The sequence below is a fragment of the Streptomyces tubbatahanensis genome (assembly GCF_022699385.1).
Lineage (GTDB): Bacteria > Actinomycetota > Actinomycetes > Streptomycetales > Streptomycetaceae > Streptomyces > Streptomyces diacarni.
Genome location: NZ_CP093846.1, coordinates 222,393 through 247,704, shown reverse-complemented (window position 1 = coordinate 247,704; position 25,312 = coordinate 222,393). Strand labels below are relative to the sequence as shown.

Genomic DNA, 25,312 nt, shown 5'->3' with positions numbered 1-25,312 from the left:
TAACACCCTCTCGCGCGCCACCACACCGTGCCGGCCGGGCGGCACCCCGGCGCCCGGCGCAGGCTCGTGCCGCTGCCCGCTGCCCGCTGCCCGCTGCCCGCTGCCCGCTGCCCGCTGCCCGCTGTTCGGCGTGCGCGGCCCGGTACGCGCCGAGGTCACCGTCGGACGACGCGGTCACGGCGTGCGGAAGCCCCGAAAGGTCACCTGTCTCCTGAGCTGGAAGCCGAGCTTCTCGTAGAGGGCGATCGCGCCGGTGTTCCCCTCGGCCGCGTGCAGGAAGGGCGTTTCACCACGGGCCGTGATACGCGCCACGAGCGCACCCAGCAGGCGGGCCGCGTATCCTCGTCCGCGCGCTTCGGGAGCAGTGCACACCGCGCTGATCTCGGCCCAACCCGGTGGCCGCAGTCGTTCGCCCGCCATCGCCATCAGGGTGCCTCTCTCGCGGACGCCGAGGTAGGTGCCGAGTTCGTGCGTGCGCGGGAGAAAAGGGCCTGGGCTCGTCCGGTCGACGAGATCGAGCATCTCGGGCACGCTCCCCGCCCCCAGTTCGACCACTGTCGCGGCGTCCGTACATGGCGGGGCGAAGCGGTCGCTGCCGGACCACACCATCTGGCGGCCTTCCAGGACGAAGACGGGGTCCCAGTCGCGCGGCGGCGTCGCCGGGCAGCTGAACAGGTCGGCGAGCTGTCCTCGACCCAGCAGCCTGGCCAGCTCCGCCCACTGCCGGGGTCCCGGGTCGGCACCCACAGAGGAGAAGGTCGCGACATCGGGCAGGAAGCAGACAGCCCGGCCGAGACGGCGTGCGAGGTGCGCGTGGTGACCGCGGAGCGAGGCACCCACCGGGTCGTCGAGTACGGCGGTGTCGCGCTCCATCGTGGTGCTGCGCCTTTCGGGTCGTACGGGGTGACAGTGGCCGATCGGACGGGCGAGGAACCCATTGTGCTGATCATCCTACGGATGGGCGGATCGCCCCCGGGCCCCTGAGTCACTCCCGGACCCCATCGCCGCACCCCTGCTCCCGCCACCCGGCGGGCCGGTGATGCTGGATCGCCGACGCAGCGGATCGATGGGTTCAGGCCACAATGAGTGGTGCTTTCCACGGTCGGGAGGGGACGAGGTGACTGACGGATTCAAGCGCCGCACGCCGAGCCGGTGGGGGGAGGGCGGCGCGCTGCGTGAGGAGATCCTCGCGGCGGCCGCGCGGCTGTTGGCGGAGTCCGGCCGGGAAGGCGACCTCTCCCTCCGCGCGGTCGCCCGTGAGGTCGGGATCTCGGCTCCCAGTATCTATCTGCACTTCGAGGACCGCGCGGAACTGGTGTCCACGCTCACGCGCCGGGCGTACGAACGGCTGGTCGGCGACCTGCGTGCGGCCAGGGAGCGCGGGGCCGTCGACGGACCGCGGGCGGGGCTGCGTGCCATGACCCGGCGGTACTGCGCGTTGGCTCTCGACAATCCGAAGTTCTACCGGCTGATGTTCGGCATCGAGCGGATCGAGGTTCCCCGCGAGGAGTTGGCCTCTCACCCGCTGTGGTTGGTGGCCGAGGCGTGGCACGACGCCGTCGCGGCCTGCCGGCCCGGGGCGGCCGAGGAGTCCGGCGACAGGAGGGTGGCCAAGTTGCTGTGGTTCTCCCTGCACGGTGTGGTGGCGATGGCCATGTCCACGCCCTTCCAGGTGGACCGGCAGGCGCTGGAGGAAATGGCCGACGACCTCCTCGACTTGGCGCTGACCAGATGACATGCACGCCGGCGATCACTTCGAGCCAAGTGGTTGCCCGAGGCACCTAACGGTGTTAGCAAAGGAGGGACGCGATTCCTCTGCCGTGGAGGCATGCATGACGGAGACAGTGGCGGACACCGCAGCCGGACTGCCCGGATATCCTTCACCCAGGGCGGCCGGGTGCCCCTTCGACCCGCCGCCGGCCCTTCGCCCCCCACACGCCGACCGACCCGTCTCCCGCGTGCGGATCTGGGACGGCACGCAGCCGTGGCTGATCACTCGTCACGAAGACCTGCGCACACTGCTGAACGACCCACGGGTCAGCGCCGACTCCACCCGCGACGGCTATCCGCACAGGTCCGCCTCGATGCAGGGCAGCGACCCCGCCACCCAGACCTTCTTGAGCATGGACGATCCGGAGCACGCCCGGCTGCGCCGGATGGTCACGTCCCCCTTCGCCATCAGGAAGATGGAGGCCCTGCGGCCGTCCATCCAAAAGATCGTCGACGATCTGATCGACGCCATGCTCGCGGGCCCCCGGCCGGTCGACCTCGTCGAGGCGTTCGCGCTGCCCGTCCCCAGCCTCGTCATCTGCGCGCTGCTCGGCGTGCCGTACGAGAAGCACGACTTCTTCCAGCGCAACACCAGGGTCATCGTCCGCCGCACCTCCAGCCCCGAGGAGGTGGCGGCGGCGAACACGGCGCTCGTCGACTACATGGACGACCTCCTCGGTGACAAGCTCGCCCACCCCGCCGACGACCTCTTGTCCACCCTGGCCACCGAGCGCGTCGCCACCGGCGAAATGACGCGGCGCGAAGCAGCCCGCATGGGCAACCTCCTGCTCGCCGCGGGCCACGAGACCACCGCGAACATGATCGCTCTGGGCACCGTCGCGCTACTGCGGAATCCGGACCAACTCGCCGGGCTACGGGAGACCGAGGACCCGAAGGCCGTCGCGGGCGCGGTCGAGGAACTCCTCCGCTACCTGAACATCACCCACTCCGGGCGCCGCCGGGTGGCGCTGGAGGACATCGAGATCGGTGGCGAGACCATCCGCGCCGGTGAAGGCCTCATCTTCGCCAACGACATCGCCAACCGGGACCCGGACGCCTTTCCCGGGCCCGACCGGCTCGACCTCGGCCGGGACGCCCGCCGCCACGTCGCCTTCGGCTACGGCGTGCACCAGTGCCTCGGCCAACCGCTTGCCCGCGTCGAGCTCCAGGTGGTCTACAGCACGCTGTACCGCCGCATCCCCACCCTGGCGCTGGACACCCCGTTCGAACAGCTCGAGTTCAAGCACGACGGCCTCGTCTACGGCGTCTACAAGCTCCCCGTCACCTGGTAACCCTTCGCCGGCCTCGACGAAAGAAGCGAGAAACCCATGCGCGTGGAAGTCGATCAGCCCAAGTGCGTCGCGTCCGGGCAGTGCGTCCTGGCGGCCCCCGACGTCTTCGACCAGGACGACGACGGCATCGTCGTGACCTTGAACGACCGTCCGGACACCGGCCTGCACGACGACGTGCGGGAAGCGGCGGCGCTCTGCCCGGCCGCCGTCATCAGCCTGGTGGAGAAGTGACGCCCTCGCCGCCGCTGCGACGCGTCGTCATAGCAGGGGCCTCGGCGGCCGGTCTGTCCGCCGCCGAGACCCTGCGCCGAGAGGGCTTCGCCGGCACGGTCACCCTCGTCGGCCAGGAGCGGCACCTCCCCTACGACCGGCCGCCGCTGTCCAAACAGGTGCTGACCGGAATCTGGCCCGCTGAACGCACGGCACTGCGCACCGCGGAGGACCTCAAAGCCCTCGACATCGACCTGCGGCTGGGCACGGCCGCGGCCGCTCTCTCGCCCACTGCCCGGACGGTCACCCTGGCCGACGGCACGGACCTCCGCTACGACGCGCTGATCATCGCCACAGGGGTCAGCCCGCGGCGGCTGCCGTGGTGCGGCACTCCGGGCGTGCACGTGCTCCGCGACCTACGGGACGCCCTCGCCCTGCGGCAACGGCTGGCCGCAGGGCGGCGGTTGGTCGTGGTCGGCGCCGGGTTCCTCGGCGCGGAGGTCGCCTCGGCCGCCCGCTCCCTCGATGTGGACGTGACCCTCGTCGAACCCGCTGCCGTCCCCCTCGCACACGCCGTCGGGCACCAAGTCGGCGCCCATCTGGCCCGGTTGCACCGGAACCACGGGGTCGGCCTGCGTCTGGGTACGCAGGTGGCCGGCATCGCTGCCGGGACCGGCCGGGTCACCGGGGTCCGCCTGACGGACGGGACACTGCTCCCGGCCGACGACGTGCTCGTCGCCGTCGGGTCCGAACCCAACACCGCATGGCTGCGGGGGAGCGGACTGCGGCTGTCCGACGGGGTGGTGTGCGACGCGTACAACGCCGCCGCCCCCGGGGTGTACGCGGCAGGTGACGTGGCCCGCTGGCATCACCAGCTGTTCGACACCTCCGTGCGCGTCGAGCACCGCACCAACGCCGCCGAACAGGGCATGGCCGCGGCACGCAACCTGCTGCGCCCCGAGCAGGCGACGCCGTTCGTCCCGATCCCGTACTTCTGGTCGGACCAGCACGGCAGGAAGATCCAGGCCTACGGCCACCTGCGCGGCCACGACGAGGCGCGGGTGGTGGAGGGCGATCCGGCCGACGGCCGCTTCCTTGTCCTCTACCGGACCGGTCGCACTCTCACCGGAGCGCTCGCCGTGGGCATGCCCCCGAAGGCACTCCGCCGGTGGCGAGCCGCCATCGCCGCCGGAACCGACTGGCACACAGGCACCACGGACTCACTCGTCGCCTGACGACGAGCGCTGCCGTGACTGCTCGCGCGGTCACGGCAGCGCTCTTCGGGCGGGTCTACAGACTGTCGAGCAGGCCGCGCAGGGGAGCGGGTACCTGCTCCGGGCCGAGCGCCTCGACGAGGAGGTGGCCGTAGCGGATCTTGCGGCCCTTCCTGGTGCCGAGGAACCGCCGCAACTGCTGCTCCCGGGGGCGGTCGCGGTGCGCGGGTTGGTGCAGGAAGGTCTGCCAGGCCCTGAGGTCGTCCTCGTCCCGGACGATCTCCTCGACCCGCGCCGTTCCCACCGCGCGGATGAGCTCGTCCTCCAGATCCGCCGCGCACACGAAGACGTCCCCGTGCGGTGCCCGCGCCCGCGCGAAGCCGCGGTCGAAGAAGCCCCGCTCGCGCTCGTCGCACAGTCCCGCCAGGCGTAGGCCGAGACCGGGCGGCCCGAGCAGCTCGGCGTAGCGGCCGACACTCATCGCCCCGCCCATCGGCACGACGCACACGCCCTCGGCGGACAGGTCCCGGCCCTGCCGTGCGGCCAGTGTCTCGACGGCCGCGAGATCGCTCAGCCCTTCCAGCAACACCGCCGTACGCACACCGAGCCGCACAGCCCCGTCACTTGCCGGCCCGCCGGGTCCGCCACGCGCCCAGTCACCGACCGCGTCCCGGAACGCCCGCATCCGCGTCATGGCACGAGTGTGCACCCGCGCAGGGGCCGGCGGCACGGGTTCAGGCGCGGCGCGCGGCCCAGACGGCGCGTTCGGTGCGTACTGCGAGGTCGTCGCGGTGCACGATGCTGTGCGGGCTCTCGGGGTCGAGGAGTCGGTCGAGTGCGGCGAGGTCCTCGCTGGAGAGCGACTCGGCGGCGGTGCCGCGCATGCGTTGCAGACTGCCGAGCGCGTACCGGCCGACCGCTTCGCTGCGGGCGCCCTCGACGTGCACGGACACGGTGCGTTCGCCCTCGACCGTGAATCCGGCGGCGGTCAGCATCGGCCCCCAGTCGGCGCCGCGGTGGGGCACATGCTCGGTGTGGAAGCGGTCGCTCGCGGTGTGGCACCGCTCTTCCAGACCTGGCCGGTCCTCGGGGGCGTCCTCGGGCAGGAAGCGGGGAAATCCGGCGAGCTCGACGACGGCGAACAGACCGCCGGGCGTGAGCATGCCGTGGACGTTGCTCAGGGCACGGTCGGGGTGGGCCATGTGGTGCATCGAGGCGGACGCCCACACCAGGTCGGGTGAGCCGAGGTCGGGCCAGTCGGAGTCGTCGAGATCTGCCTGGACGGTGCGCACGCGCTCCTCCACGCCGCGTGCGCACGCTTTGTCGCGCAGCTGCTCGAGGTGGGCGGCGGATGTGTCGACGGCGGTGACGTGTGCCTCGGGGAAGCGGTCGAGCAGGGCGAAGGTGCCCGCCCCCGTGCCGCAGCCCAGATCCACGATCCGGGACGGGCTCGTCTTCAGCGGGAGCCATGCGGTGATGGAGGCCGTGTGTTCGGCGAGAACCTCGGCGTCCAGATCGAGGAGTTCGGCCTGGTCGTCGGACTCGTGTTCCTGGTGCGGGCCGTGCTGGGCGCCGTGGTGAGGGGTGTGCGGGTGCTGGGAAGTCATACCGCCACAGTAGGCCGGTCATGCGTCTGGGGCAGACTCTCTTGCGTATATGGCAAGGCGAAGACCGTGTGTGCTGCCTGTCGGGCAAGAGGCCACCCCTCAGGGGTGTGGGCCGTCGCCCGCGGCTCGCGCTCTCACGCGTGGCTGCCGGTGTCGCCGCCGCCGCCGTCCGGTTGGTGGCCGCGGCGGGCGTCGCGGTCGAAGATGCCGAGGATCTCGCACGGTCCGCTCTCGGCGGCGCCGATCGCGTGCGGCATCATCGTGGGGAACTCGGCAGCCTGGTGGGTTTCGACGCGGAAGCGGTGGTGGCCGAGCATGAGGATCGCGGTGCCGGACAGCACGACCATCCACTCGTGGCCGGGGTGGGCGCGCATACGCGAGGGGTCGTCGGGCGGCGGGTCGGTCATGCGCTGGAGCAGGACACTCATGCCGGGGTCGCTCTTGACGGACCAGCGCATCCGGTCGTGTGCGCTGTCGATCATCGGGCTGGTGACGACGTCGTCGGCGGCGGTCTCGACGAGCTGGTCGAGCGTGGTGTCCAGAGCGCGGGCGAGGGTCACGAGCTGGTCCAGTGCGAGCCGGCGCCGGCCGTTCTCGATGCGGCTCAGCGAGGACTGGCTGAGGTTGGCGCGGCGGGCCAGCTCTTCCAGGGACCAGCCCTGCGCGACGCGCAGCGCACGGATCCGCTTGCGGACGAGGCTCTCCAGGCCGATGTCGTCGTCTTGCGTCATGAGCAGCAGCATATGCTCGCTGCGCAAACCGGGATCGGCTCGTGTGCGGTTTTTCCCGCCGGGCCCCGGGCGTCCTCCGTGGCCTTCCCCGTCGCAGGCCGCCCCGGCGGCGGGGGAGCACGAGCACGTCCACCGCCGCCGAAGGCGCCGCCCAGGCTCGGAAGTCACCGGCGTCGGCGGTCGCCACACGGGCAGTCACCGCCGCGCCGGAATAGGAAGGCGGCGTGCCGGACCGGAAGTCGGCTCAGACGAGCACGACCCGGCGTCCGCGCGTGTGGCCGGCCTGGCTGTCGGTGTGCGCCGCCGCGGCCTCGGCGAGCGTGTACGACTTCTCGACCGGGATGTGGAGCTTCCCCCGCGCAATCAGGTCGGCGGCCTCGGCGAGCGCGTCCGGCACGCTCCCGGCCACGCCTGAGAAGCGGACGCCGAGCTCCGGCGCGGCCAGATCGGCGATGGTGAGCACCTTGTGCGGATCCCCGGTCAGGTCGACGAGTTCGCGGATCACGCCGGAGCCCGCCAGATCGAGAGCCGCGTCGACCCGGCCGAGTTCCCGCACCCGCTCGACCCAGCCCTCGCCGTACGTCGTGGCGAGGGCGCCCAGGCCGCGCAGGTAGTCCTGGTTCGCGACACCGGCCGTGCCGATCACCGTGATGCCGCGGTCGCGGGCGACCTGGAGCACCGCGGATCCGACACCTCCGGACGCGCCGCTGACCAGCAGCGTCTGCCCGGGCCGCACGCCGACCTCGCGGATGACGCGCAGAGCCGTCTCCGTCACGGAGGGGTATCCGGCCGCTTCCTCGAACGTCAGCCCCTCGGGCATCCGGGCCCAGGCCGACAGGACGGCGAACTCGGCGTAGGTACTCGAACCCTCGCCGAAGACGTGGTCTCCGACCTCGATCCCCTCGACGCCCTCGCCGACCTCGTCCACCACCCCGGACGCGTCCAGTCCGACTCCGGCCGGCAGTTCGGTCGGATGAGCGTTGAGGACCTGCCCTTCGCGGACCCTCCAGTCGACGGGGTTCACGCCTGCCGCCCGCACGGCAATGCGTATCCGGCCAGGGCCCGCGTGGGGCTCTTCGCTGTCGATGAGTCGCAGCACGTCGGGGCCGCCGAATTCGGCGAAGCTCACTTTCTTCATGGCGAGACCGTAGCACTAACGGTTAGCTTTTTGGAACGAGTACGGGTTCGTACCTGCTAGCGTGAGTGCATGACCGTGCCGACCGGACGACGCGAGCGCAAGAAGGCGGCGACCCGCAAGAAGATCGCCGATGTCGCCCTGCGGCTCTTCCTGGACCGCGGATACGACGCGGTCGGTATCCGCGACGTCGCCGCCGAGGCCGACGTGGCCGTCACCACGCTCTTCTCCCACTTCGCCTCGAAAGAGGCCCTGGTGTTCGCGCAGGACGAGGGCTTCGAGCAGCGCCTCACGCAGGCGGTCACCGACCGGGCGCCGCACGAGCCGCTCATCCCGGCGCTGCGCCGCGAGGTCCTGGCCCTGGTGCGTCACTGCACGGCGGAGGGCGCCGCCCCGGTCTGGCACATGATCGAGGAGTCGCGGGCTCTGCGGGAGTACGAGGAGTCGATGCGGCTGCGCCACGCGGAGTCGCTGGCCGCCGCCATCGCCGCCGCGCCCGACCTGACACGGACCGCGACGGTCTGCCGCACCATCGCGCGGTTCGTGATCGACGCCTACGCGCTGGCCCGCGAAGCCGCCGATCCGGACGCCGCGGTGGACGAGATCTTCCGGATGATCGAGGCGGCCTGGGAGGCCACCCGCCGCCCCGCGTGAGGGACGCTGTCCTCGCGGATTCGGGGGCCGCGACGCAAGCCGCCGCGGTTCCCGTCCCGTTCGCCCGTCGGCCTCTCCTCAGCTGCGCGGGTGTTGCCCCGCCCACACGACGGGCGTGCGGCCGAGCCATGGGCTTGCCTGTTCGAGTTGCCCGGCCAGCCGGAAGAGGCGGTCTTCGCGGCCGTAGCCGGCGGCGAACTGCATGCCGATCGGAAGCCCCGTGCGTTCGTCGGAGGTCACGGGCACGGACATGGCGGGCGTGCCCGCGACGTTGAACGGCATGCTGAAGGGTGAGCGGTCGGTGAGGCGGTCGATCCAGCCGTGGCCGTCCAGCGCGTCCCCGCCCTCCGCGTAGCTGCCCAGGGGCGGGGGAAGCTCCGGCACGGCCGGTGTGAGCAGGACGTCGTAAGCGGCGAAGTGCCGAGCCAGGCTCCGCGCGACCCGGTTGCGGACCGCGAGAGCCGCGACGAACTGGACACCGGTGACGCGCTGTCCGTAGCGGTGTCCCGCGAGGGTCGCCGGTTCGAGCGTCGAGGCGTCGACGGGCCGGTCGAAGGCGGCAGCCAGGGCGTCGACATCCGCCGCGAGGTTCGCCGTCATCAAACGGGCGCTGGCCAGCACGAACTCTCCCCAGTCCGCGCCCAGCCCGACCTCGGCCTCCGCCACCCGGTGGCCGAGGTCTTCGAGCAGGGCCACGGTGCGCGTAAGGGCGTCGGCCACGGGGGCGGTGGCGCGGCGTCCGCCCCACGCTCGGGGGAGGACGCCGATGCGCAGCGAGCCCGGGGGGCGGGTGACTTCTTCGGCGTACGGCCGTGACGGCTGCTGGGCGAAGTAGGGGTCGCCCGGCTCGGGTCCGCGGATCAGGTCGAGCAGGGCGGCGCTGTCCCGCACTGTGCGGCTGACGCTTCCGTGTGCGGCCAGGCCGTTGAAGACCTCGTCGGCGCCCGGGCCCATGGACACCCGGCCGCGGGTGGGCTTCAGCCCGAAGAGGCCGTTGTACGCGGCGGGTATGCGCAGCGACCCCGCGGCGTCGGTGGCGTGTGCCAGCGGGACCACGCCGGCAGCGACCGCCGCGCCCGCGCCTCCGCTGGATCCGCCCGCGCTGCGCCGCGGATCCCACGGGTTGCGCGTCGGACCGTGCAGCACGGGTTCCGTCGTGATGCTGTAGGCCAACTCCGGGGTCGCGGTACGCCCGAGCGTCACGAGACCGGCGCGCCGGAAGCGCGCCATCAGGAAGGAGTCGGCCTCCGCGACGTTGCCTGCCGCGAGTCGGCTGCCCAACTCCGTGCGCTTCCCGGCCATGGAGACTCCGATGTCCTTGATCAGGAAGGGGACTCCGGCCAGCGGTGTGCCGCCGGGGCGAGGCGCGTCGTCGGCCGGCCACATCTCCACGACGGCGTTGATCAGCGGATCGGCCCTCCGGGCGGCCTCGTGTGCGGCTGCCTCCAGTTCGGCGGCGGTCACCTCACCGCGAGCCACCAACTCCGCGAGCCCCACCGCGTCGAAGGTCACGTACTCGGAAACTCTCACTTGTCTCTCCCTGCGGTCGGAACGATACCGATGAGCACCGTACGATACCGAGCGGTACCGTTCGGAACGCCCTGGTACCGTAGTGGCCAGGAGAGGAACCCGACCGAGCGTCACGGAGCAGCCATGGCAACGACCGCCGGCAGGCCGAACAGGGTCGCGAAACTGCCGCCTCGTGAGCGCATCCTCGACGCGGCGGAAGAGCTCTTCCACAGCGAGGGGATCCGGCGGGTGGGGGTCCAGGCGATCGCCGAGAGAGCCGAGACGACCAAGACGGCGATCTACCGGCACTTCGACACCAAGGACGCCCTGGTCGCCGAGTGGCTGCGCATCGTCGCCGCCGACTACCAGGCGGCCTTCGACCGGGTCGAGGCCGAACATCCCGACGCACCCGGAGAGCAGATCCTGGGCCTGGCCCGCTTCATCGCCGAGGGGCTTCCGCGGCTCTCGCACCGCGGCTGCCCCTTCATCAACTCCCTCGCCGAACTGCCCGACCGCTCCCATCCCGCACGGCAGGTGATCGAGGAGCACAAGGCCCGGCAGACCCGCAGGCTGGTCGGCATGTGCACCGCGGCCGGGCTGGCCGACCCCGAGCAGGCGGCAGCCGAGATCACCTTCGTACTCGAAGGCGCCCAGGTCAGCACGCAGAACGGAAGCATCGACCAGGCGGGGGACCGCCTGCTGAGGATCGTCGAAGGGATCGTCGGCGCACGCCGCGCCGGTCCTGGCGCGTCCGGGGCGCCCGCCGGCCGTCGATGACCCGGAGCGGAGCCGGTGCCGGGCTTTATAGGCTGGACAGATGAGCGGAAGTCAGCCGTCTGTCCCGTCGCACGAGGACTCCACCGACGCGGGCTCGGGGCCCGGCCTCCAGTCGTTCGCCGTGGCCCTGCGCCGGCTGAACGGCGAGTTCACACGGCTGGTGCACGACTTCGCTCACGCGCAGGGACTGCACGGCACCGACGCCGCCGCACTCGCCGCGATCCTCGACGCCGATCCGCCCATGACTCCCGGACGGCTCAGGGAGCATCTCGGGCTGACGTCGGGAGCCGTGACCGCGTGTCTTGACCGGCTGGAGCGTGCCGGTCACGTACGCCGCTGCCGGGACGCGGCCGACCGGCGCGTCGTCCACCTGTATTACGAGGAGAACGCCCGAGCGGCGGCCCGCGCCCACTTCGGGCCCCTGGCCCGGGCCACGGACCGCGCCCGCGCCCAGCTGAGCGAGGACGAGCAGCGCGCGGCCCTGCGCTTTCTGACCTTGCTCAGCTCTGAGCTGCAGGCTCTTCCCGTGCACAACCCCTGACCAGGTGGCCAACGGCGGACCGGTGTCCGTCACGCGTCGCGGACCACCTAGGCTGAGCTGTACTTCAAAAATTGAGATAGTCACTCAGTGAAGTAACCGCAGGGGAGCACGCATGGTCACCTCCACCCGTTGGGTCCGCCGGCTCGTGCCGGCCGTCCTGCTGGTCGCCTGGCTGGGCATCGGAGGCGCCCTGGGCCCGTACGCCGGCAAGCTGAGCGAGGTGGCGACCAACGACCAGGCCGCGTTCCTGCCTCGCAGCGCCGAGTCCACCAAGGTCATCGACGCACAGCAGAAGTTCGACCAGGACGAGACCCTTCCGGCGATCGTCGTGTGGACCGCCAAGGACGACGGCAACCGGGTGTCGCACCGGCACGAACAGGCGGCCACCCGGGCGCTGGCCCAGCTCAGCCGGGGCACCGGCGTCGTCGGCAAGCCCTCGCCCGCCCTCCCCTCCGAGGACGGTCGAGCGCTCCAGGGCGTCCTCCAGCTCCGGCCCGGCCTGGGTGACCAACTGCCCGACGTGCTGGACCGCATCGAGCGGACCGCACAGGACGTGCCGGGGCTGACCGCGCAGATCGCGGGCCCGGCCGCCAGCCAGGCCGACCTCTCGGACGCCTTCGCCGGTATCGACGGCCTGCTGCTGGCCGTGGCACTGGCCGCCGTACTGCTCATTCTGGTGCTGGTCTACCGCAGCGTGTTGCTGCCCCTGGTCATCATCGTCTCAGCGGTGTTCGCGCTCGCTCTGGCCTGCGCGATCGTCTACGGCCTGGCCCGGCACGACGTCGTCCGGGTCGACGGCCAGGTGCAGGGCATCCTCTCGATCCTGGTGATCGGCGCCGCCACCGACTACGCGCTGCTGCTCACCGCGCGCTTCCGCGAGGAACTGGCCGCCCAGGGGGAGCGCGCGGCCGCGATGCGCGCCGCCGTGCGCCAGTCGTTCGGCCCGGTGGTGGCCAGCGCGGCCACCGTGGTCGCGGGACTGGTCGCTCTGCTGCTGAGCGACCTGACGAACAACCGCGCCCTCGGGCCCGTGGGTGCCATCGGCATCGCGTGCGCGCTCGTGAGCGCGCTGACCTTCCTCCCCGCCGCACTGCTGCTGCTGGGGCGCGCCGCCTACTGGCCGGCCAGACCGAAGACCGCCGCACAAAGGGCGCGCGGGCGTGGCGTGTGGGCGCGGGTGGCCGCGCTGGTCGAGAGCTCTCCTCGCACGCTGTGGACCGTCACCGCGGCCGTGCTGCTGGTCTGCTGCGGCTTCGCGCCGACCCTGAACGCGCAGGGCGTGCCGTTAAAGGAGACCTTCGTGGGTGACGCGTCCTCCGTAGCGGCGCAGCAGACGCTGAACGAGCACTTCCCCGGTGGCTCCGGCAACCCCGCCGTCGTCATCGTCGACCGTGAAGCGCTCCCGGCGTCGCGGCGTGCGGCCTCCCGCACCCCGGGCGTCGCGTCCGCAGCCCCGGTGACGCGCTCCGGTCGCCCGGGGCAGGGGCAGCCTCTGGTCGTGGACGGCCGAGTCCGCCTCGACGTCACCCTCAAGGACGCGGCCGACAGCGACGAGGCCAAGCAGGCCGTCGGCCGACTGCGGACGGCCCTGCACGACGTACCCGACGCCGACGCCCTCGTCGGTGGTTACACCGCACAGCAGGCCGACACCCAGCAGACCGCCGAGAACGACCGCGCGCTCATCGTGCCCGTCGTACTGGCGATCATTCTCGTCATCCTGACCGGTCTGCTGCGCTCCCTGCTCATGCCGCTGCTGCTGGTGGCCACCGTGGCCCTCAGCTACGTCGCCACCCTCGGGGTCTCGGCGCTGGTCTTCCAGCACCTGCTCGGGTTCACGGGAACCGACGCGTCCGTACCGCTGTACGGCTTCGTCTTCCTCGTCGCACTCGGAGTCGACTACAACATCTTCCTCATCTCCCGCGTCAGGGAAGAGGCACAGAGTCTCGGGACACGGCAGGGCGTGCTGCGCGGACTGACCGCCACCGGAGGAGTCATCACCTCTGCCGGAGTGGTCCTGGCGGCGACCTTCGCCGCGCTGGGGGTGATCCCCTTGGCCTTCATGACGCAGATCGCCTTCATCGTGGCCTTCGGCGTCCTGCTCGACACCCTCGTTGTCCGCTCCCTCCTCGTGCCCGCCCTCGTCCGGGACATCGGGCCCGCCGCCTGGTGGCCGAGCGTCCTGAGCCGCCGAGACGCCCCCGATGCCGAACGTGCCGGTTCGTAGCGTGCCGTCGCCGCCCAGAGGGGACGGCGACGCCCCGGCCCCGGGCCGGTCAGTAGACTCGACGGCTGTGGCGGACACCCAGTACGAAGACCTGTTGCGGCGGACACTCACGACCGGAGCGGCCAAGGCGGACCGGACGGGCACCGGAACCCGCAGCGTCTTCGGGCACCAACTGCGCTACGACCTCACGCAGGGATTCCCGCTGGTCACCACCAAAAAGGTGCACCTCAAGTCCCTCGTGTACGAACTGCTGTGGTTCCTGCGCGGCGACTCGAACGTCGGCTGGCTGCGCGAGGCAGGCGTCACCATCTGGGACGAGTGGGCCGACGAGAACGGTGACCTCGGACCGGTCTACGGCGCGCAGTGGCGCTCCTGGCCCACGCCCGATGGCCGGCACGTCGACCAGATCAGCGAGGTCCTGGACACGCTGCGCCGCGATCCGGACTCGCGCCGGATGATCGTCTCCGCGTGGAACGTCGCGGATCTGCCCGAGATGGCACTCGCACCGTGCCACGCCTTCTTCCAGTTCCACGTCGCCGACGGGAAGCTCTCCTGCCAGCTGTACCAGCGCAGCGCTGACCTGTTCCTCGGTGTTCCGTTCAACATCGCGAGCTACGCCCTGCTCACGCACATGGTGGCGCAGCAGACCGGCCTGGAGCCGGGCGACTTCATCTGGACCGGCGGTGACTGCCACATCTACGCCAACCACCTCGAGCAGGTCACCGAACAGCTCTCGCGCACCCCGTTCGCCTTTCCCCGCTTGCGTCTGCGCGAAGCCGACTCGCTCTTCACCTACGCCTACGACGACGTGGCGGTGCTCGACTACCGGCACCACCCGGCCATCAAGGCACCGGTCGCGGTGTGAGCGTCGCCGCCCCCCGCTCGTTCAGCGGGCTCGGCACCGTGGTTTGACCTTGTCACCGTGACAAGGCCTTCACTGGTCGCCATGGAGGTGAGCAGCCAGTTGTAGCGCAGTCGGAGCGCACGCTCCATGCTGCCCAGCGCCGCCCCCGCCCCGAGGGCGATGTTGAGCCACAGCGGCAGGCGAACGGGCGACTCGAAGCTCCCGAGGCGTGAGGCGATCGCAGGTATCCCACAGAGCGGTTCGGCGATCTGCAGGACGAGCAGGGCGGCGCCGATCAGCAGCAGGATCAGCGAGCAGAGGCCGATCCAGCGGCTCAGCGCCGGATGGTCGCGGTCGAGACGGGCGCGGCGGCCCTCGGCGGAGGCGGGGTGCGGGGTGAGTTGCCGTTCCACGCCCGCAGCGGTCACATAGTGGCAGCGCTTGATCCCGAACCCGCTCATCGCCACCTCGATCGTGCCGCTCGGCACGGGGAAGGCGGCGGGGATCCTGGACTCGGCGTGGAGCCTGCCGTCGAGGTAGAGACGGGCCTTGACGTTGCCCGAGCTCTGGTTCTGCCAGTGCCGGACGTCGATCGCGTACACCGTGCGGCGCCCGTCGTCCTGCGCCAGCGGAAGGTGGAACAGCGCGCGGCCCGGCAGGTGCCACCACCTGAAGCGCTGGAGTGGCCGCCCGTCTCCCGGCTGTACGCGCCGCGCCGCACGCCGCCGCCCTTTCCCGAACACGTCGCAGCCTCCCCGGCTCTCGACCGAATCCAGCACTAGCACGCTGTGCTAGTGCCCTGGCGGCAACGCTAGCACGGCGTGCTAGCACGCTGTATTGGAAGACGGGATCCCGTCGGGGTGGGGGAGAGACGCGAGAGGTGTGGCGCAGGGTCTTCGAGGCGTCCATCAGGGGCTGGTGCGGCCCCCGAGCGGGTGCGCGCGGGCAGCGCACTCGTTCGGCCCCGGCCGCGTGGCAGCCCGCGTGCGCAGGTGTTCCGATGAGGACGCGAGCGCGGATGGCCGCGGTGGCTCGCCATCCGCCATCCCGTCGAGACCGGACGGGCAGCTCGAGGTGGCGGCGTCCTGGCCCCGGCCACCGGACCTTGACTCCCTCGGCTCGTCCCGGAGTGTGGAGGTGGGCGATGACCAGTACCTCCCGCCGTGCGGACCGCCCTGGTGCGGTGCCCATGTCGCTGGACGCAATCCTGCACGCGTTGCGCGCTCTCGCCCCCGAGGCCCGGCTGATCGGTCCGCCCGCAAGCGGCCGGACAGGTGTGCACGGGGTCACGCTGGACAGCGGCGACGTGGAGCCCGGCGACCTGTTCGCCGGGCTGCCCGGCACGCTCAGGCACGGCGCCGACCACGCCGAAGAAGCCGCTGCGGCCGGCGCCGTCGCCCTGCTCAGCGACCGCACCGTGGGCTGCCTGCCCACCCTGGTCGTCGACCAACCCCGCCGGGCGCTCGGCTTCCTCGCCTCCCGGCTGTACGGCGATCCGTCCCGAGCCCTGTCCGTGTACGGCGTCACCGGGACCAACGGCAAGACGAGCACCGCGCACCTGCTCGCCGCGGGACTGGAGGCCGCCGGTCGCCGCGTAGGGCTGGCCGGCAGCTTGGAGACGCGCGTGCCGGGCCGAGCCCGCCGACCCGCCGTGCGCACCACGGCCGAGGCACCGGTCATCCAGCGGCTGCTCGCCGGAACCCGGCAGGAAGGCGGCACCGACGCGGTGCTGGAGGTCTCCAGCCACGCCCTGGCGCTCAGCCGGGTGAACGGCACCCGCTTCCGCGTCGCCGTCTTCACCAACCTCAGCCCCGACCACCTCGACCTGCACGGCGATCTCGAGCACTACTACGCAGCCAAGGCCTCCCTCTTCACGCCGGACCGCTGTGCACACGCCGTGGTCAACATCGGCGACGCTCATGGGCGCCGCTTGGCCGCCGAGACGCGCTGCCCCCTCACCACGTTCACGTCGGGACCTGAACCGGCCGACTGGAGCGCCTGCGACATCCACGCCGATGTCGGCGGCACCCGCTTCCGCCTGCGCGGACCCGGCGTCGACCGGGAGGTACGGCTCCTGCTGCTCGGCCCGCACCAAGCCGACAACATGGTGGCCGCCGCCGCGGCGCTGGCGGCCGGCGGTGCCGACGTGACAGCGGCGCTGCGGGGCATGGAGCACCTCGCGTCGATTCCCGGGCGGCTGGAGCGCGTCGACGTCGGACAGGGATTCCTGGCGTTCGTGGACTTCGCCCACAACACCGGCGGGCAGCACCGGCTCCTGCCCTTCCTCCGCTCGCTCACCAGCGGCCGGGTGATCGTGGTGCTGGGCGCGACGGGCGAGCGCGACCCGGCGAAGCGGGCCGCGCTCGGCGACACCGCCGCCCGGGACGCCGATCTGCTGATCGTCACCGACGAGAGCGCCCACGGTGAGGACCCCGCCATGCTGCGTACCGCTGTCGCGAACGGGGCCCGACGCAGCGGCCAGGCCGAGGTCCACGTCGAACCCGACCGGCGACACGCCTTCTCCCTGGCCGTGTCCGCCGCCCGACCCGGCGACGTGCTGGTGGTCGCCGGACGCGGCGCCGACCAGGAGCAGACCTCCACCCGCGGCTCGCGCCCCTTCGACGACCGGGTCGCCCTGCACGCCGCCCTCCTCCAGCATGCCGCGGCTCACCACGCGCGCGAACAGCCGCCACGGCAGGCCCTCCTCGGTACCTCGACCCCGTCCACCCGCGACGACGGTGACCCCCGCCCCACCGTGGAGGACCCCGCGTGACCCGCGCGGGCCGGGCATGCGCAGGCGCCAACTCCGGCAGGTGGTGACGTCAGTAGCCTCGAAGAACGCCTGTTCTCCCGGATGCGCTCCGTTCCGGCCGGTGCCTACCCGTCATTCCGCCCGTCGTCTGCGCTCCACTCGCCGACCGCGAGGGGCGCGGTGCCCAGGCCCACGCGGATCACCGTGTACGTCTCTCCCTCTTCAGGCGGTCGCGTCCAGGAACGGGTGGTGCATGTGTGCAGTCGCCCGTTGGCGAGCGCATGACGTGGCAGCGAAACGCTGAACTCCTCGGCCACCGCCTCCAGCAGCGATCGCTCCGTCTCGGCGCCGTCCTCCGCGTCACCGAAGAACCGCGCCGGGTCCAACGCGGGTGGTATCCGCCCGCTTCGCCGGATCTCTCCGCCCTCGCAGGTGAACGCGTACTGCTCGGCACCGTCCTGCGCCACCGAAAGGTGGAAGAGCGCTCTCTCGTGGTCCGCCCGCAGGCCGCTCCACACCACCACCGCGCGGGTGCCCGTGCTCGCGGTCGCGGCGGGGGAGGAGAACCGCCGCCGGTCGAACGGGGCGGGGTCAGCGTCGAAGGCGAAGCTCCAGCCGTTGCCGGCCCGGCCGATCGCCATCACAGGCCGGTCGTCGTAGGAAGAGAACTCCCTCTTGCCGCGCAGGGACTTGCTGCGCGCCTCCCACCACGTCATGGGTTCGCTCAGCACAGCGCCGTCCCCGCCCCCGCCGCCGGTCCCCCCACCGTCTCCGTCCGCGAGGCGTCCGGGCAGCTCCTCGGGCCCCGCGCCCTCGACCAGGACGAACCGGTAGGACGCAGGGCCGTTGCCCGGGCCCGGGTCCGCGAGCCACGCCAGGTTGCCGGGGTCGAGACCGGCCGTCGGCCTCGGTGGCACTCCCGTCTGCCCACCCCGTGGAGTGGACAGCAGCTCCCGGCCCCGCTCGGGTGTCAGCAACGGCGCGAGGAGGGGGTCCGCCACCCATGCGAGCGGCGCCAGATGGTCAGGCCCGAGCGGCTCCCACAGGGGCAGAGCGTTCCTCAGCGTCTGCCAGGCTCCGTCCGTGTCTCCCCAGCGCGCCAGCTCCCGCGCCCGCTCGACCGCCTCGCCGAACGCTCCGCCCGGCGCGTACCGGTACGTGCCGTCCCTCACCTGCTCCAGCGTCGTGTAAGCCAGTGACGTCACGTCCTCGTCCGCGCCACGCAAGGAGAACTTCAGCGTGGAATCGTCGCGGTAGGAGTGCGCCGCATGCTCCGCGAGCAGCGGTGGCAGCAGTTCGGGCGCGTACCGCGGATCCGTCACCAGGTGCTCGAAAGACACCAGGTAGGTCTCGCCGAGCAGCCGGCGTATCTGGTCGCGCAGCCCGGCGGCTCGCGGTCTGCCGTACGCCTTCGCCTCGTCCAGCGCCTCTCCGGCTCGTTCCCAGCCACCGCGCAGCGCCTCCAGCCGGGCCTCCTCCAGCTGCGCGTCCAGCTTCCGCGTCGTGTCGTTGACGAACGGGGGCTCCCCGTGGCGGGCTTTCGCGTGCAGGCTGTGGAACTCCCGGTGCATGTCCCGCATGAAAGCCGAGAAGTTCGCGTACCGGTCCGGTGGCGCGGCCCGCCAGCTCGCCCACGTGTAGACGGCCCACTCACCGTTCTCATCGACGTCCTCGGGGTCCAGGAAGACGTAGGTGATGTCGGATTTGACGTCGAGTTGCAGCCCGCGCCGCCAGATTCCCGCCGCCCAGCGCTCCTGGGGGCCCGCGTCCTCGTCCGGAAATCCCTCGAAATCGTCGGCGAGCTCCGACTCGTTGTTGTGCCAACGCGCGTCGGCGGTCCCCGCCAGCAGCGACACGAAACCGCCCGCGTGCCGCCACCCGTCACTGACCTTGAGGAACTCCCGGTACGACGGTGGCATCCGTTTCCCGAGCCGTTCCTCCATGGCGGCGATCCGATGTTCTGGCGCGGGTGGGAAGCCCAACCAGCGTGCATGCCGGGCGGCTTCCTCCTCCCCGCTCCTCGTCTCGTCGGCCGGCAGGCAGTCCGCCCACTCGCCGCTCCACCGCAGGAGGAAAGGCCGCCAGGCGCACGTCGTGGTGTCCGTCATGAGCCAGATGCTGCCACCCACCACCGACAGTCCCCCTGGCGTGCGGCCGGCCCGGCCTCACACGGGCTGTCCAATCGGCCGCACTGTCAACGTGTTCACGTCGACTCCCGCAGGCTGCCGCAGCGCCCAGACGAGGGCGTCCGCGAGGGCGTCCGCGCTCAGCAGCGGGCTGTCGGGGGCACCGCCCGCCGCTGCCCAGAACGGCGTCTCGACACGCCCAGGGCCCACCAGGGTGACCCCCACTCCGTCGGCGGTGACCAGCCGGCGAGTGTTCTCCGCCAGGCCTGTGACGGCCCACTTGGTGGCGCCGTAGAGGTTGCCGGGTGTGTGGACGTGTCCGGCCACGCTGCCCACCAGAACGATGCGCCCACGGCTCTCCTTGAGCGCGGGCAGCGCCGCGCGGATGAGCAGTGCGGGGCCCAGGACGTTGGTCAGCACCATCTCGCGCCAGACGGCCGGGTCGCCGTCTGCGACGGTGCCGGGACTGGCGAATCCCGCGTTGGCCACGACCGCGTCGAGACGGCCGAACCTGTTCACCGTCTCCTCGACGGTCGACCGCGTCTGCTCCCAGTCGCCCGCGTCGGCGACACGGGCCAACAGGTCCTCGGAGGCGTCGAGCTCGGTGACGCGCTGCTCCAGGCGTCCCTCGTCGCGGCCGGTGAGGGCGACGCGGTGCCCGGCGTCCAGGAGCCGTCGGGCCGTCGCGGCACCGATACCCGTACTTCCCCCGGTGATCAGGGTGACCGGCTTCTCGGTTGTCGTGCTCACGAGTTCCTCCAAGTGGCGTGGTGAGGGCATGACTTCACCACTTGGAGAGCGCTCCAAGTCAAGGCCCGCATGCGGGCTCGCCACTGCGGCTGAGGCGGTGGCGCGTGTGGGCGGGGCCCCGCGCCGGGTGTACTCCGGTCGCTCAGAGAATGGGCGGTGACGCCCGCCCGCGCCTGTGTTCCCCGGATGTGACGCGCGGCACAGGAACCGTGGGGGTCTCGCGGTGAGGGATGAAGTGTGAGGCGTACCGAAGACGACGACGTGGGCTCCGAGCGGGCCCTGATAAGAGCAGGCGACCGGGGAGCTTTCTCCGCGCTCTACGAGCAGCACGCGCGCGGGGTCTACCAGCACGCGCTGCGGCTGACGGGCGACTGGGCGGCGGCTGAGGAAGTGCTGTCGGAGGCGTTCCTCGCCGCGTGGCGAGCCCGCGGAAAAGTCGAGCCCGAGGGCGGTTCGTTGCGCCCCTGGCTGCTCACCATCGCGACACACAAGGCGCTCGGGATACGGCGCGGACGCAGACGGCTGAGCACATTCCTCGCCCAGCGGTCGGCGCCTGAGCCCGTCGCCGACTTCGCGGAGGAGACGGCGGGGCGGATCGACGACGCCCGGCGGCTCGCGGCCGTCAATGTGGCGCTCGACCGGTTGCGGCGGCCCGAGCGGGAGGGTTCTGCTGCTCTGCGTCTGGGCCGGGCTCGACTACGCGGAGGCCGCCGAGGCGCTCGGCGTGCCCGTCGGGACCGTGCGGTCCCGGCTCTCGCGCGCCCGCGCGGCGCCTCGCGCGGCTCAGCGAGCAGGTCGCCGCTGCGGAGCGGCGCACCGGCACAGAAAAGCGACGGGAACCGCGCCCCGCGTCGCGGGTGAGGGAGAGGGTGGGGCCGCGTTCGCGTCCCTGCCTCTGCGGGAGGACACCCTGTGAACAGCCATGACAAGGACCGTGCCGACGACGACCTGACCGTCCTCGCCCGGCTGCTTCCTCCGCCACCCGAGGCGGAACTCCCGCCGGGGCGTCACCGTCACATCAAGGACATACTGATGCGCCAGATCGACCAGGACCTCGCCGAGCCCGCCGCCGCGGAGCGGCAGCCGGAACCCGGGGCCGAGGCGGCCGGAACGCGTACCCGCGGCCTTCTGCTGCGGCCCAGGGTCGTGCTGCCCGTCGCCGCCACACTCGCCCTCGCCACCGGCCTCACCGTCACCGTGTGGGAGGGCGGGGGCGGCTCGGCCCCGACCGCCGCGCCTTCCGACAAGGCTGCCGTCCTGCTCGATCACATCGCGACGGCAGCGCGGGGCGAACTCGACCGGAACGCAGGCGCCGGGCGGGGACCAGTACGTCTACACCCGTGTGCTGGAGCGGGAGAACAAAGGCGAACTGGGCGGGCCCGTGAAGCTCGGCGCCGCGCACACCGACGAGCGGTGGATGTCGCAGGACCCCGGCCCTGTCACGACCTACGGAGCCGCTCGGGGAGACCGGCAAGGACGCCGGTGATGCCGGGCCAGATGCTGCCCATCGAAACGTCGGTCCCGGACGGCGAGAAGGGCGACGGCGCCCGCGGACCAGGTTTCCACCGGCCCACATACCGCGTGGCTCGCCTCGCTGCCGACCAATCCGGACGCGCTGCTGAAGCGGCTGTACGCCGAGGTGGAGGACGACGGACGGCAGACGCGGGACCAAGCCGTCTTCGAGGCGATCGGCGACCTGGTGGTGAACAACCTGATGCCCCCCGAGAACGCCCGCCGCCTTCTACCGTGCCCTCGCGCGCGTGCCGGGCGGTGCGGAAGGTGCCGGACGCCGTGGACGCCGCAGGGCGGCACGGGGTCGGCATCACGCTGAAGCGCAGCGCGTACGCCAGCCGCGTCGTGTGGATCTTCGACCGCGACACGCTCGCCTACCTCGGTTCGCGCTCCTACCTGGCCGAGGACGGCGAGCCGGGGCACGACGAGGCGCTGGCCGGGATCGACGCGGTCATGAAGCTCGGTGTGGTGGACCGGGTGGGTGCGAAGCCGGACAAGACCCAGGCGGCCGGCTGACGGCCACCGGACCCGTGCGGCCCCTCCGCGGAGGGGCCGCACGAGCCTGCACGGAGGCACCGTCGGGGCCACCGGAAAGGCAGTGACCAGGCTCGCGTGGCGGCGAGGGCCGGGGGCGGGCCTCCATGTGCTGCGGTCTCAAAAGGCCGGGGCCGAGGGCAGAGGCACTCGCACGTACGCGCTGGCGTGGCGCGTGGCGCACCGGTGCGGTGGGCTGGAGGCGTGGCGCGCGTGCAGGCGTGGTCGGAAGGCGGGTGAGTTCGGGTGGCGGCCGACGCGGACAGCGGCGAAGCGATCCTGGGCCGGATGCTGCAGGAGATGCACCGGATGGCGCCGGACGACCTGCCGGCGATGCTGCGGCGGCACGCCACCGGGCTGGGCTTCCGCGAGATCACCGTGTACCTGGCCGACGTGCAGCAGCGGGTGCTGGTGGAGCTGGCGGATCTGGACCCGGGGGAACGGCCGCGGCGCCTGCCGATCGACGACTCGCTGGCCGGCTGGACCTACCGCACCGTCTCCCCACGCCTTCTGCGCAACGACGCCGGCCAGCTGTCGCTCTGGCTGCCGCTGCTGGACGGTGTCGAACGCATGGGCGTCATCGCCTTCGAAGCCGCCTCGCTCGACGCCCCGCGGCTGGATCGCTGCTACTCCGTCGCCTCACTGGTGACGCTGATCGTGCTGGACAAGTCCGCCTACAGCGACACCTTCGGCCGCCTCCAGCGCGTCACCCCGATGCGGCTGCCAGCCGAGATGGTGTGGGCGTTCCTCCCGCCGAGGACGATGGGCTCCGACCTGGTCACCTCCAGCGCGGTTCTCGAACCCGCCTACAACCTGGGCGGTGACTCCTTCGACCACTCGCTGATGGGCGGCTTTCTGCACGCCGCCATCCTGGACGCCATGGGTCACGATCTGGCCGCGGGCCTCACCTCGGCGGTGGCCATGGCCGGCCTGCGCCATGCCCGGCACAGCGACGCCGATCTGCCCGAGTTGGTCTCCGGCCTCGACACCGCCCTCACCGACACCTTCACCGACCGGCACGTCACGGGCGTCTTCACCCAGCTCGACCTGACCACCGGCCGTCTGGCGTGGATGAACGCCGGGCACCCGCCGCCGTTGCTGCTGCGCCGCCGGGATTCCGTCCCCCGCGCCCTGGAACGTGAGGCGGAGCCGCCACTGGGGCTGGGGGAGGGCGCGCCTGACACCCCTCGCCGGGTGCACGAAGCGCAGCTGGAGCCCGGGGACCGGGTCCTGCTCTACACCGACGGAGTCCCCGACGCCCGCAACGCGGCGGGGGAGTCCTTCGGTGAGGAACGCTTCACCGACTTCGTCGTCCGCGCCATCGCCGCCGGGGAACCGGCGCCCGAGGCGCTGCGCCGCCTGATCAACGCCATTCTCGACTTCCAGCAGGCACCGCTGAACGACGACGCGACGATTCTGCTGTTCGAGTGGCATCCCTTCCGTGGCACCGCCACGCGCCACGTCTTCGCGTGACGCCCCGCTGCGCGCACCATGCCGCCCGAGGACCCGAGCGGCCCGCGGCGTGCTTCCCGCACCATCCCGTGACTTGACTGATCGGTATACCGCAGTCAGGGTAGACAGGTCGGTTTACGTATGAGGAGGTTCAAGCGATGGGCGTGTCCGAGACCATGCGTGCGGTGCGGATCGCGGAGCACGGGGGACCGGAGGTCCTCGCGTTGACGGAGGTCGCCGTGCCCACCCCGCAGGCAGGGGAGGTGCTGGTCCAGGTCGGCGCGGTGGCGCTGAACAACACGGACCTGTGGACTCGCGAGGGCGCCTACGGCAGCGCCGGAGACCCCGAAGCGCTGTCGGGCTGGCGCGGCCCGATCGCCTTTCCGCGCATCCAGGGCGCCGACGTGGCAGGCCGGGTGGTGGCGGCCGGTGCCGGCGTGGACGAGTGCCTCGTCGGGCGCCGAGTGGTCGTCGATCCGGCGCTCTACGACACCGAAGGGCCGGACGCGAACCCGGTGGGCCTGATGGGCAGCGAACGCGACGGCGGGTACGCCGAGTACGTGACCGCGCGGGCGGAGCGCGTGCACGACGTGACGGAATCCCCGCTCACGGACGAGCAGCTCGCCACGCTGCCCACCGCCTACGGCACGGCGCTGGGAATGATCGAGCGGGGACGGCTGCGAACGGGAGAGACCGTGCTGGTCTCGGGGGCGTCCGGCGGTGTCGGGCTCGCGCTGGTGCAGATCGCCCGCGCACGCGGTGCGCGGGTGCTCGCCCTCAGCAGCGGAACGAAGCTCGATGCGGTACGGGAAGCGGGCGCACACCACGTCCTCGACCGTGCGCGAGACCTCGCCGAGCAGATCCGTACCGCCGCGCCGGACGGGATCGACGTCGGGCTCGACGTCGTCGCCGGGGACCTGGTGAGCGAGGGACTGCCGCTGCTGCGCGAAGGCGGCAGGTGGGTCATCGCCGGCGCGCTCGGCGGATACGGCGTCCACTTCGACGTCCGCCGCCTCTACCTGCACAACGCGCAGGTGATCGGATCAGCGATGCACACGCCCACGCACTTCGCCCTGTTGATGGATCTGGCCCGCCAGGGCGCCGTCCAGCCCGTCGTCGCCGCCGCGTTCCCACTGGATCAGGCCGCTGAGGCGCAGGAAGAGCTGGCCCGCAGGAGGCATGTGGGCAAGATCGTCATGCACCCGTAGAGCGCCATGCACCCGTAGATCGTCACGCACCCGTAGGCGGCGTAGCGCCTCGCCCCGCCGTGTGCTGTTGCGGGGCGCGGGGCGAGGGCGGCGGCAGTTCGGGGACGGGCAGCGGTGGGCGGTGCCGACAGGCGTGACGCGTCAGTCATGGCGCGCCCCGCACGGGGTAGACGCTACTCATGCGCTTCGCGGATCAGCAGACCTACCCCCTTCCACCGGAACAGGCGCGGAAATTGCGGATCGGTGGCTGGCTCTTCTTCGCTGCGATCGTCCTCGACGGCACGGTGCTGTTGGCCGGCTTCTTCGAGAGCCATCCCTCTACTCTGCGGCTTTCCGTCACCAGTATGGGCGTCATCCTGTTCTCGCTGCTGCTGCGGGAGGTGTTCGGCTCCCTGAGTCGGCACGAAGCCGCCCTTCGGCGTGAGTAGCCCGCCCGCTGACACCTAGACGTTTGGACGATCGTTCACACG

At 71.9% G+C, this 25,312-nt stretch carries 23 protein-coding genes and 1 pseudogene; 15 read left to right on the top strand and 9 right to left on the bottom strand.

The window, feature by feature from the left end; genetic code table 11:
* Nucleotides 1–174: 174 nt before the first annotated feature.
* Nucleotides 175–873 (bottom strand): GNAT family N-acetyltransferase, encoded by a 699-nt coding sequence (locus MMF93_RS01020; RefSeq protein ID WP_242748613.1) that lies wholly within the window; start codon nt 871–873, stop codon nt 175–177.
* Nucleotides 874–1,117: 244 nt separating this feature from the next.
* On the opposite strand from MMF93_RS01020, the gene MMF93_RS01015 reads away from it, so the two are divergent.
* The 4 genes from MMF93_RS01015 (at nt 1,118) to MMF93_RS01000 (ending at nt 4,507) form a co-directional block, all read left to right on the top strand.
* Nucleotides 1,118–1,735, top strand: a complete 618-nt coding sequence (locus MMF93_RS01015) for a TetR/AcrR family transcriptional regulator (protein WP_242748612.1) — start codon at nt 1,118–1,120, stop codon at nt 1,733–1,735.
* Nucleotides 1,736–1,832: 97 nt separating this feature from the next.
* Nucleotides 1,833–3,062, top strand: coding sequence for a cytochrome P450 (locus MMF93_RS01010; RefSeq protein WP_242748611.1), 1,230 nt, complete (start codon nt 1,833–1,835; stop codon nt 3,060–3,062).
* A 36-nt stretch (nt 3,063–3,098) separates the two neighbouring features.
* On the top strand, nt 3,099–3,293 hold the full coding sequence (locus tag MMF93_RS01005) for a ferredoxin (RefSeq protein WP_114025165.1): 195 nt from the start codon (nt 3,099–3,101) through the stop codon (nt 3,291–3,293).
* A complete protein-coding gene (locus MMF93_RS01000; RefSeq protein WP_242748610.1) occupies nt 3,290–4,507 on the top strand; it encodes an NAD(P)/FAD-dependent oxidoreductase in 1,218 nt (405 codons plus the stop codon). The genes MMF93_RS01005 and MMF93_RS01000 overlap by 4 nt, the downstream gene beginning before the upstream one ends.
* A gap of 55 nt (nt 4,508–4,562) precedes the next feature.
* Here the strand turns inward: MMF93_RS01000 and MMF93_RS00995 are convergent, their stop codons facing one another.
* The 4 genes from MMF93_RS00995 to MMF93_RS00980 all read right to left on the bottom strand — a co-directional run bounded on the left by MMF93_RS00995 (nt 4,563) and on the right by MMF93_RS00980 (nt 7,962).
* On the bottom strand, nt 4,563–5,180 hold the full coding sequence (locus MMF93_RS00995) for a TOPRIM nucleotidyl transferase/hydrolase domain-containing protein (protein WP_242748608.1): 618 nt from the start codon (nt 5,178–5,180) through the stop codon (nt 4,563–4,565).
* 40 nt (nt 5,181–5,220) lie between these two features.
* Nucleotides 5,221–6,093 (bottom strand): class I SAM-dependent methyltransferase, encoded by an 873-nt coding sequence (locus MMF93_RS00990; RefSeq protein WP_242748606.1) that lies wholly within the window; start codon nt 6,091–6,093, stop codon nt 5,221–5,223.
* Between the two features lie 134 nt (nt 6,094–6,227).
* On the bottom strand, nt 6,228–6,824 hold the full coding sequence (locus MMF93_RS00985; RefSeq protein WP_242748604.1) for a helix-turn-helix domain-containing protein: 597 nt from the start codon (nt 6,822–6,824) through the stop codon (nt 6,228–6,230).
* Nucleotides 6,825–7,068: 244 nt separating this feature from the next.
* Nucleotides 7,069–7,962 carry an NADP-dependent oxidoreductase gene (locus MMF93_RS00980; protein WP_242748602.1) on the bottom strand — a complete coding sequence of 298 codons (894 nt, stop codon included), beginning with the start codon at nt 7,960–7,962 and terminating at the stop codon, nt 7,069–7,071.
* A 69-nt stretch (nt 7,963–8,031) separates the two neighbouring features.
* Between MMF93_RS00980 and MMF93_RS00975 the strand changes: the two genes are divergently transcribed.
* Entirely contained in the window at nt 8,032–8,613 is a 582-nt protein-coding gene (locus tag MMF93_RS00975; protein WP_242748600.1) for a TetR/AcrR family transcriptional regulator, read from the top strand.
* A gap of 78 nt (nt 8,614–8,691) precedes the next feature.
* On the opposite strand, the gene MMF93_RS00970 is transcribed toward MMF93_RS00975, so the two are convergent.
* Nucleotides 8,692–10,143 (bottom strand): amidase, encoded by a 1,452-nt coding sequence (locus MMF93_RS00970; RefSeq protein WP_242748598.1) that lies wholly within the window; start codon nt 10,141–10,143, stop codon nt 8,692–8,694.
* A gap of 123 nt (nt 10,144–10,266) precedes the next feature.
* On the opposite strand from MMF93_RS00970, the gene MMF93_RS00965 reads away from it, so the two are divergent.
* From MMF93_RS00965 to MMF93_RS00950, 4 genes are all read left to right on the top strand, one after another.
* Nucleotides 10,267–10,899, top strand: a complete 633-nt coding sequence (locus MMF93_RS00965) for a TetR/AcrR family transcriptional regulator (protein ID WP_242748596.1) — start codon at nt 10,267–10,269, stop codon at nt 10,897–10,899.
* A 40-nt stretch (nt 10,900–10,939) separates the two neighbouring features.
* A complete protein-coding gene (locus MMF93_RS00960; RefSeq protein WP_242748595.1) occupies nt 10,940–11,440 on the top strand; it encodes a MarR family winged helix-turn-helix transcriptional regulator in 501 nt (166 codons plus the stop codon).
* A gap of 112 nt (nt 11,441–11,552) precedes the next feature.
* Nucleotides 11,553–13,664, top strand: coding sequence for an MMPL family transporter (locus MMF93_RS00955; RefSeq protein WP_242748594.1), 2,112 nt, complete (start codon nt 11,553–11,555; stop codon nt 13,662–13,664).
* Nucleotides 13,665–13,731: 67 nt separating this feature from the next.
* The gene (locus tag MMF93_RS00950; RefSeq protein ID WP_242748593.1) at nt 13,732–14,529 is read left to right on the top strand and encodes a thymidylate synthase; all 798 of its coding nucleotides are present in this window, start codon (nt 13,732–13,734) and stop codon (nt 14,527–14,529) included.
* Here the strand turns inward: MMF93_RS00950 and MMF93_RS00945 are convergent.
* Nucleotides 14,487–15,251 (bottom strand): hypothetical protein, encoded by a 765-nt coding sequence (locus tag MMF93_RS00945; protein ID WP_341483218.1) that lies wholly within the window; start codon nt 15,249–15,251, stop codon nt 14,487–14,489. The genes MMF93_RS00950 and MMF93_RS00945 overlap by 43 nt on opposite strands.
* A gap of 401 nt (nt 15,252–15,652) precedes the next feature.
* On the opposite strand from MMF93_RS00945, the gene MMF93_RS00940 reads away from it, so the two are divergent.
* A complete protein-coding gene (locus MMF93_RS00940; RefSeq protein WP_242748592.1) occupies nt 15,653–17,281 on the top strand; it encodes a Mur ligase family protein in 1,629 nt (542 codons plus the stop codon).
* Nucleotides 17,282–17,385: 104 nt separating this feature from the next.
* On the opposite strand, the gene MMF93_RS00935 is transcribed toward MMF93_RS00940, so the two are convergent.
* Together MMF93_RS00935 and MMF93_RS00930 are read right to left on the bottom strand one after the other, a co-directional pair.
* Nucleotides 17,386–19,368, bottom strand: coding sequence for an SMI1/KNR4 family protein (locus MMF93_RS00935; protein WP_242748591.1), 1,983 nt, complete (start codon nt 19,366–19,368; stop codon nt 17,386–17,388).
* A 57-nt stretch (nt 19,369–19,425) separates the two neighbouring features.
* Entirely contained in the window at nt 19,426–20,136 is a 711-nt protein-coding gene (locus MMF93_RS00930; protein WP_242748590.1) for an SDR family oxidoreductase, read from the bottom strand.
* 261 nt (nt 20,137–20,397) lie between these two features.
* Here MMF93_RS00930 and MMF93_RS33620 point away from each other — a divergent pair.
* From MMF93_RS33620 to MMF93_RS00900, 5 genes and pseudogenes are all read left to right on the top strand, one after another.
* Nucleotides 20,398–21,052, top strand: a pseudogene (locus tag MMF93_RS33620) (RNA polymerase sigma factor).
* A gap of 875 nt (nt 21,053–21,927) precedes the next feature.
* Nucleotides 21,928–22,164 carry a hypothetical protein gene (locus tag MMF93_RS00915; RefSeq protein WP_242748588.1) on the top strand — a complete coding sequence of 79 codons (237 nt, stop codon included), beginning with the start codon at nt 21,928–21,930 and terminating at the stop codon, nt 22,162–22,164.
* 264 nt (nt 22,165–22,428) lie between these two features.
* A complete protein-coding gene (locus MMF93_RS00910) occupies nt 22,429–23,655 on the top strand; it encodes a PP2C family protein-serine/threonine phosphatase (RefSeq protein ID WP_242748586.1) in 1,227 nt (408 codons plus the stop codon).
* Nucleotides 23,656–23,792: 137 nt separating this feature from the next.
* On the top strand, nt 23,793–24,842 hold the full coding sequence (locus MMF93_RS00905; RefSeq protein ID WP_242748584.1) for a zinc-binding dehydrogenase: 1,050 nt from the start codon (nt 23,793–23,795) through the stop codon (nt 24,840–24,842).
* 179 nt (nt 24,843–25,021) lie between these two features.
* Complete coding sequence (locus MMF93_RS00900) at nt 25,022–25,270, top strand: hypothetical protein (RefSeq protein ID WP_242748582.1); 249 nt, start codon at nt 25,022–25,024, stop codon at nt 25,268–25,270.
* Nucleotides 25,271–25,312: the final 42 nt, after the last annotated feature.

Bases quoted from the DNA above. Each gene is read 5' to 3' on its own strand.
- MMF93_RS00960 (WP_242748595.1), top strand. From the start codon at position 10,940: ATGAGCGGAAGTCAGCCGTCTGTCCCGTCGCACGAGGACTCCACCGAC.
- MMF93_RS00985 (WP_242748604.1), bottom strand. From the start codon at position 6,824: ATGACGCAAGACGACGACATCGGCCTGGAGAGCCTCGTCCGCAAGCGG.
- MMF93_RS00975 (WP_242748600.1), top strand. From the start codon at position 8,032: ATGACCGTGCCGACCGGACGACGCGAGCGCAAGAAGGCGGCGACCCGC.
- MMF93_RS00955 (WP_242748594.1), top strand. From the start codon at position 11,553: ATGGTCACCTCCACCCGTTGGGTCCGCCGGCTCGTGCCGGCCGTCCTG.
- MMF93_RS00990 (WP_242748606.1), bottom strand. From the start codon at position 6,093: ATGACTTCCCAGCACCCGCACACCCCTCACCACGGCGCCCAGCACGGC.
- MMF93_RS00965 (WP_242748596.1), top strand. From the start codon at position 10,267: ATGGCAACGACCGCCGGCAGGCCGAACAGGGTCGCGAAACTGCCGCCT.
- MMF93_RS01020 (WP_242748613.1), bottom strand. From the start codon at position 873: ATGGAGCGCGACACCGCCGTACTCGACGACCCGGTGGGTGCCTCGCTC.
- MMF93_RS00900 (WP_242748582.1), top strand. From the start codon at position 25,022: ATGCGCTTCGCGGATCAGCAGACCTACCCCCTTCCACCGGAACAGGCG.
- MMF93_RS00905 (WP_242748584.1), top strand. From the start codon at position 23,793: ATGGGCGTGTCCGAGACCATGCGTGCGGTGCGGATCGCGGAGCACGGG.
- MMF93_RS00940 (WP_242748592.1), top strand. From the start codon at position 15,653: ATGACCAGTACCTCCCGCCGTGCGGACCGCCCTGGTGCGGTGCCCATG.
- MMF93_RS01005 (WP_114025165.1), top strand. From the start codon at position 3,099: ATGCGCGTGGAAGTCGATCAGCCCAAGTGCGTCGCGTCCGGGCAGTGC.
- MMF93_RS01010 (WP_242748611.1), top strand. From the start codon at position 1,833: ATGACGGAGACAGTGGCGGACACCGCAGCCGGACTGCCCGGATATCCT.
- MMF93_RS00935 (WP_242748591.1), bottom strand. From the start codon at position 19,368: ATGACGGACACCACGACGTGCGCCTGGCGGCCTTTCCTCCTGCGGTGG.
- MMF93_RS00980 (WP_242748602.1), bottom strand. From the start codon at position 7,962: ATGAAGAAAGTGAGCTTCGCCGAATTCGGCGGCCCCGACGTGCTGCGA.
- MMF93_RS00995 (WP_242748608.1), bottom strand. From the start codon at position 5,180: ATGACGCGGATGCGGGCGTTCCGGGACGCGGTCGGTGACTGGGCGCGT.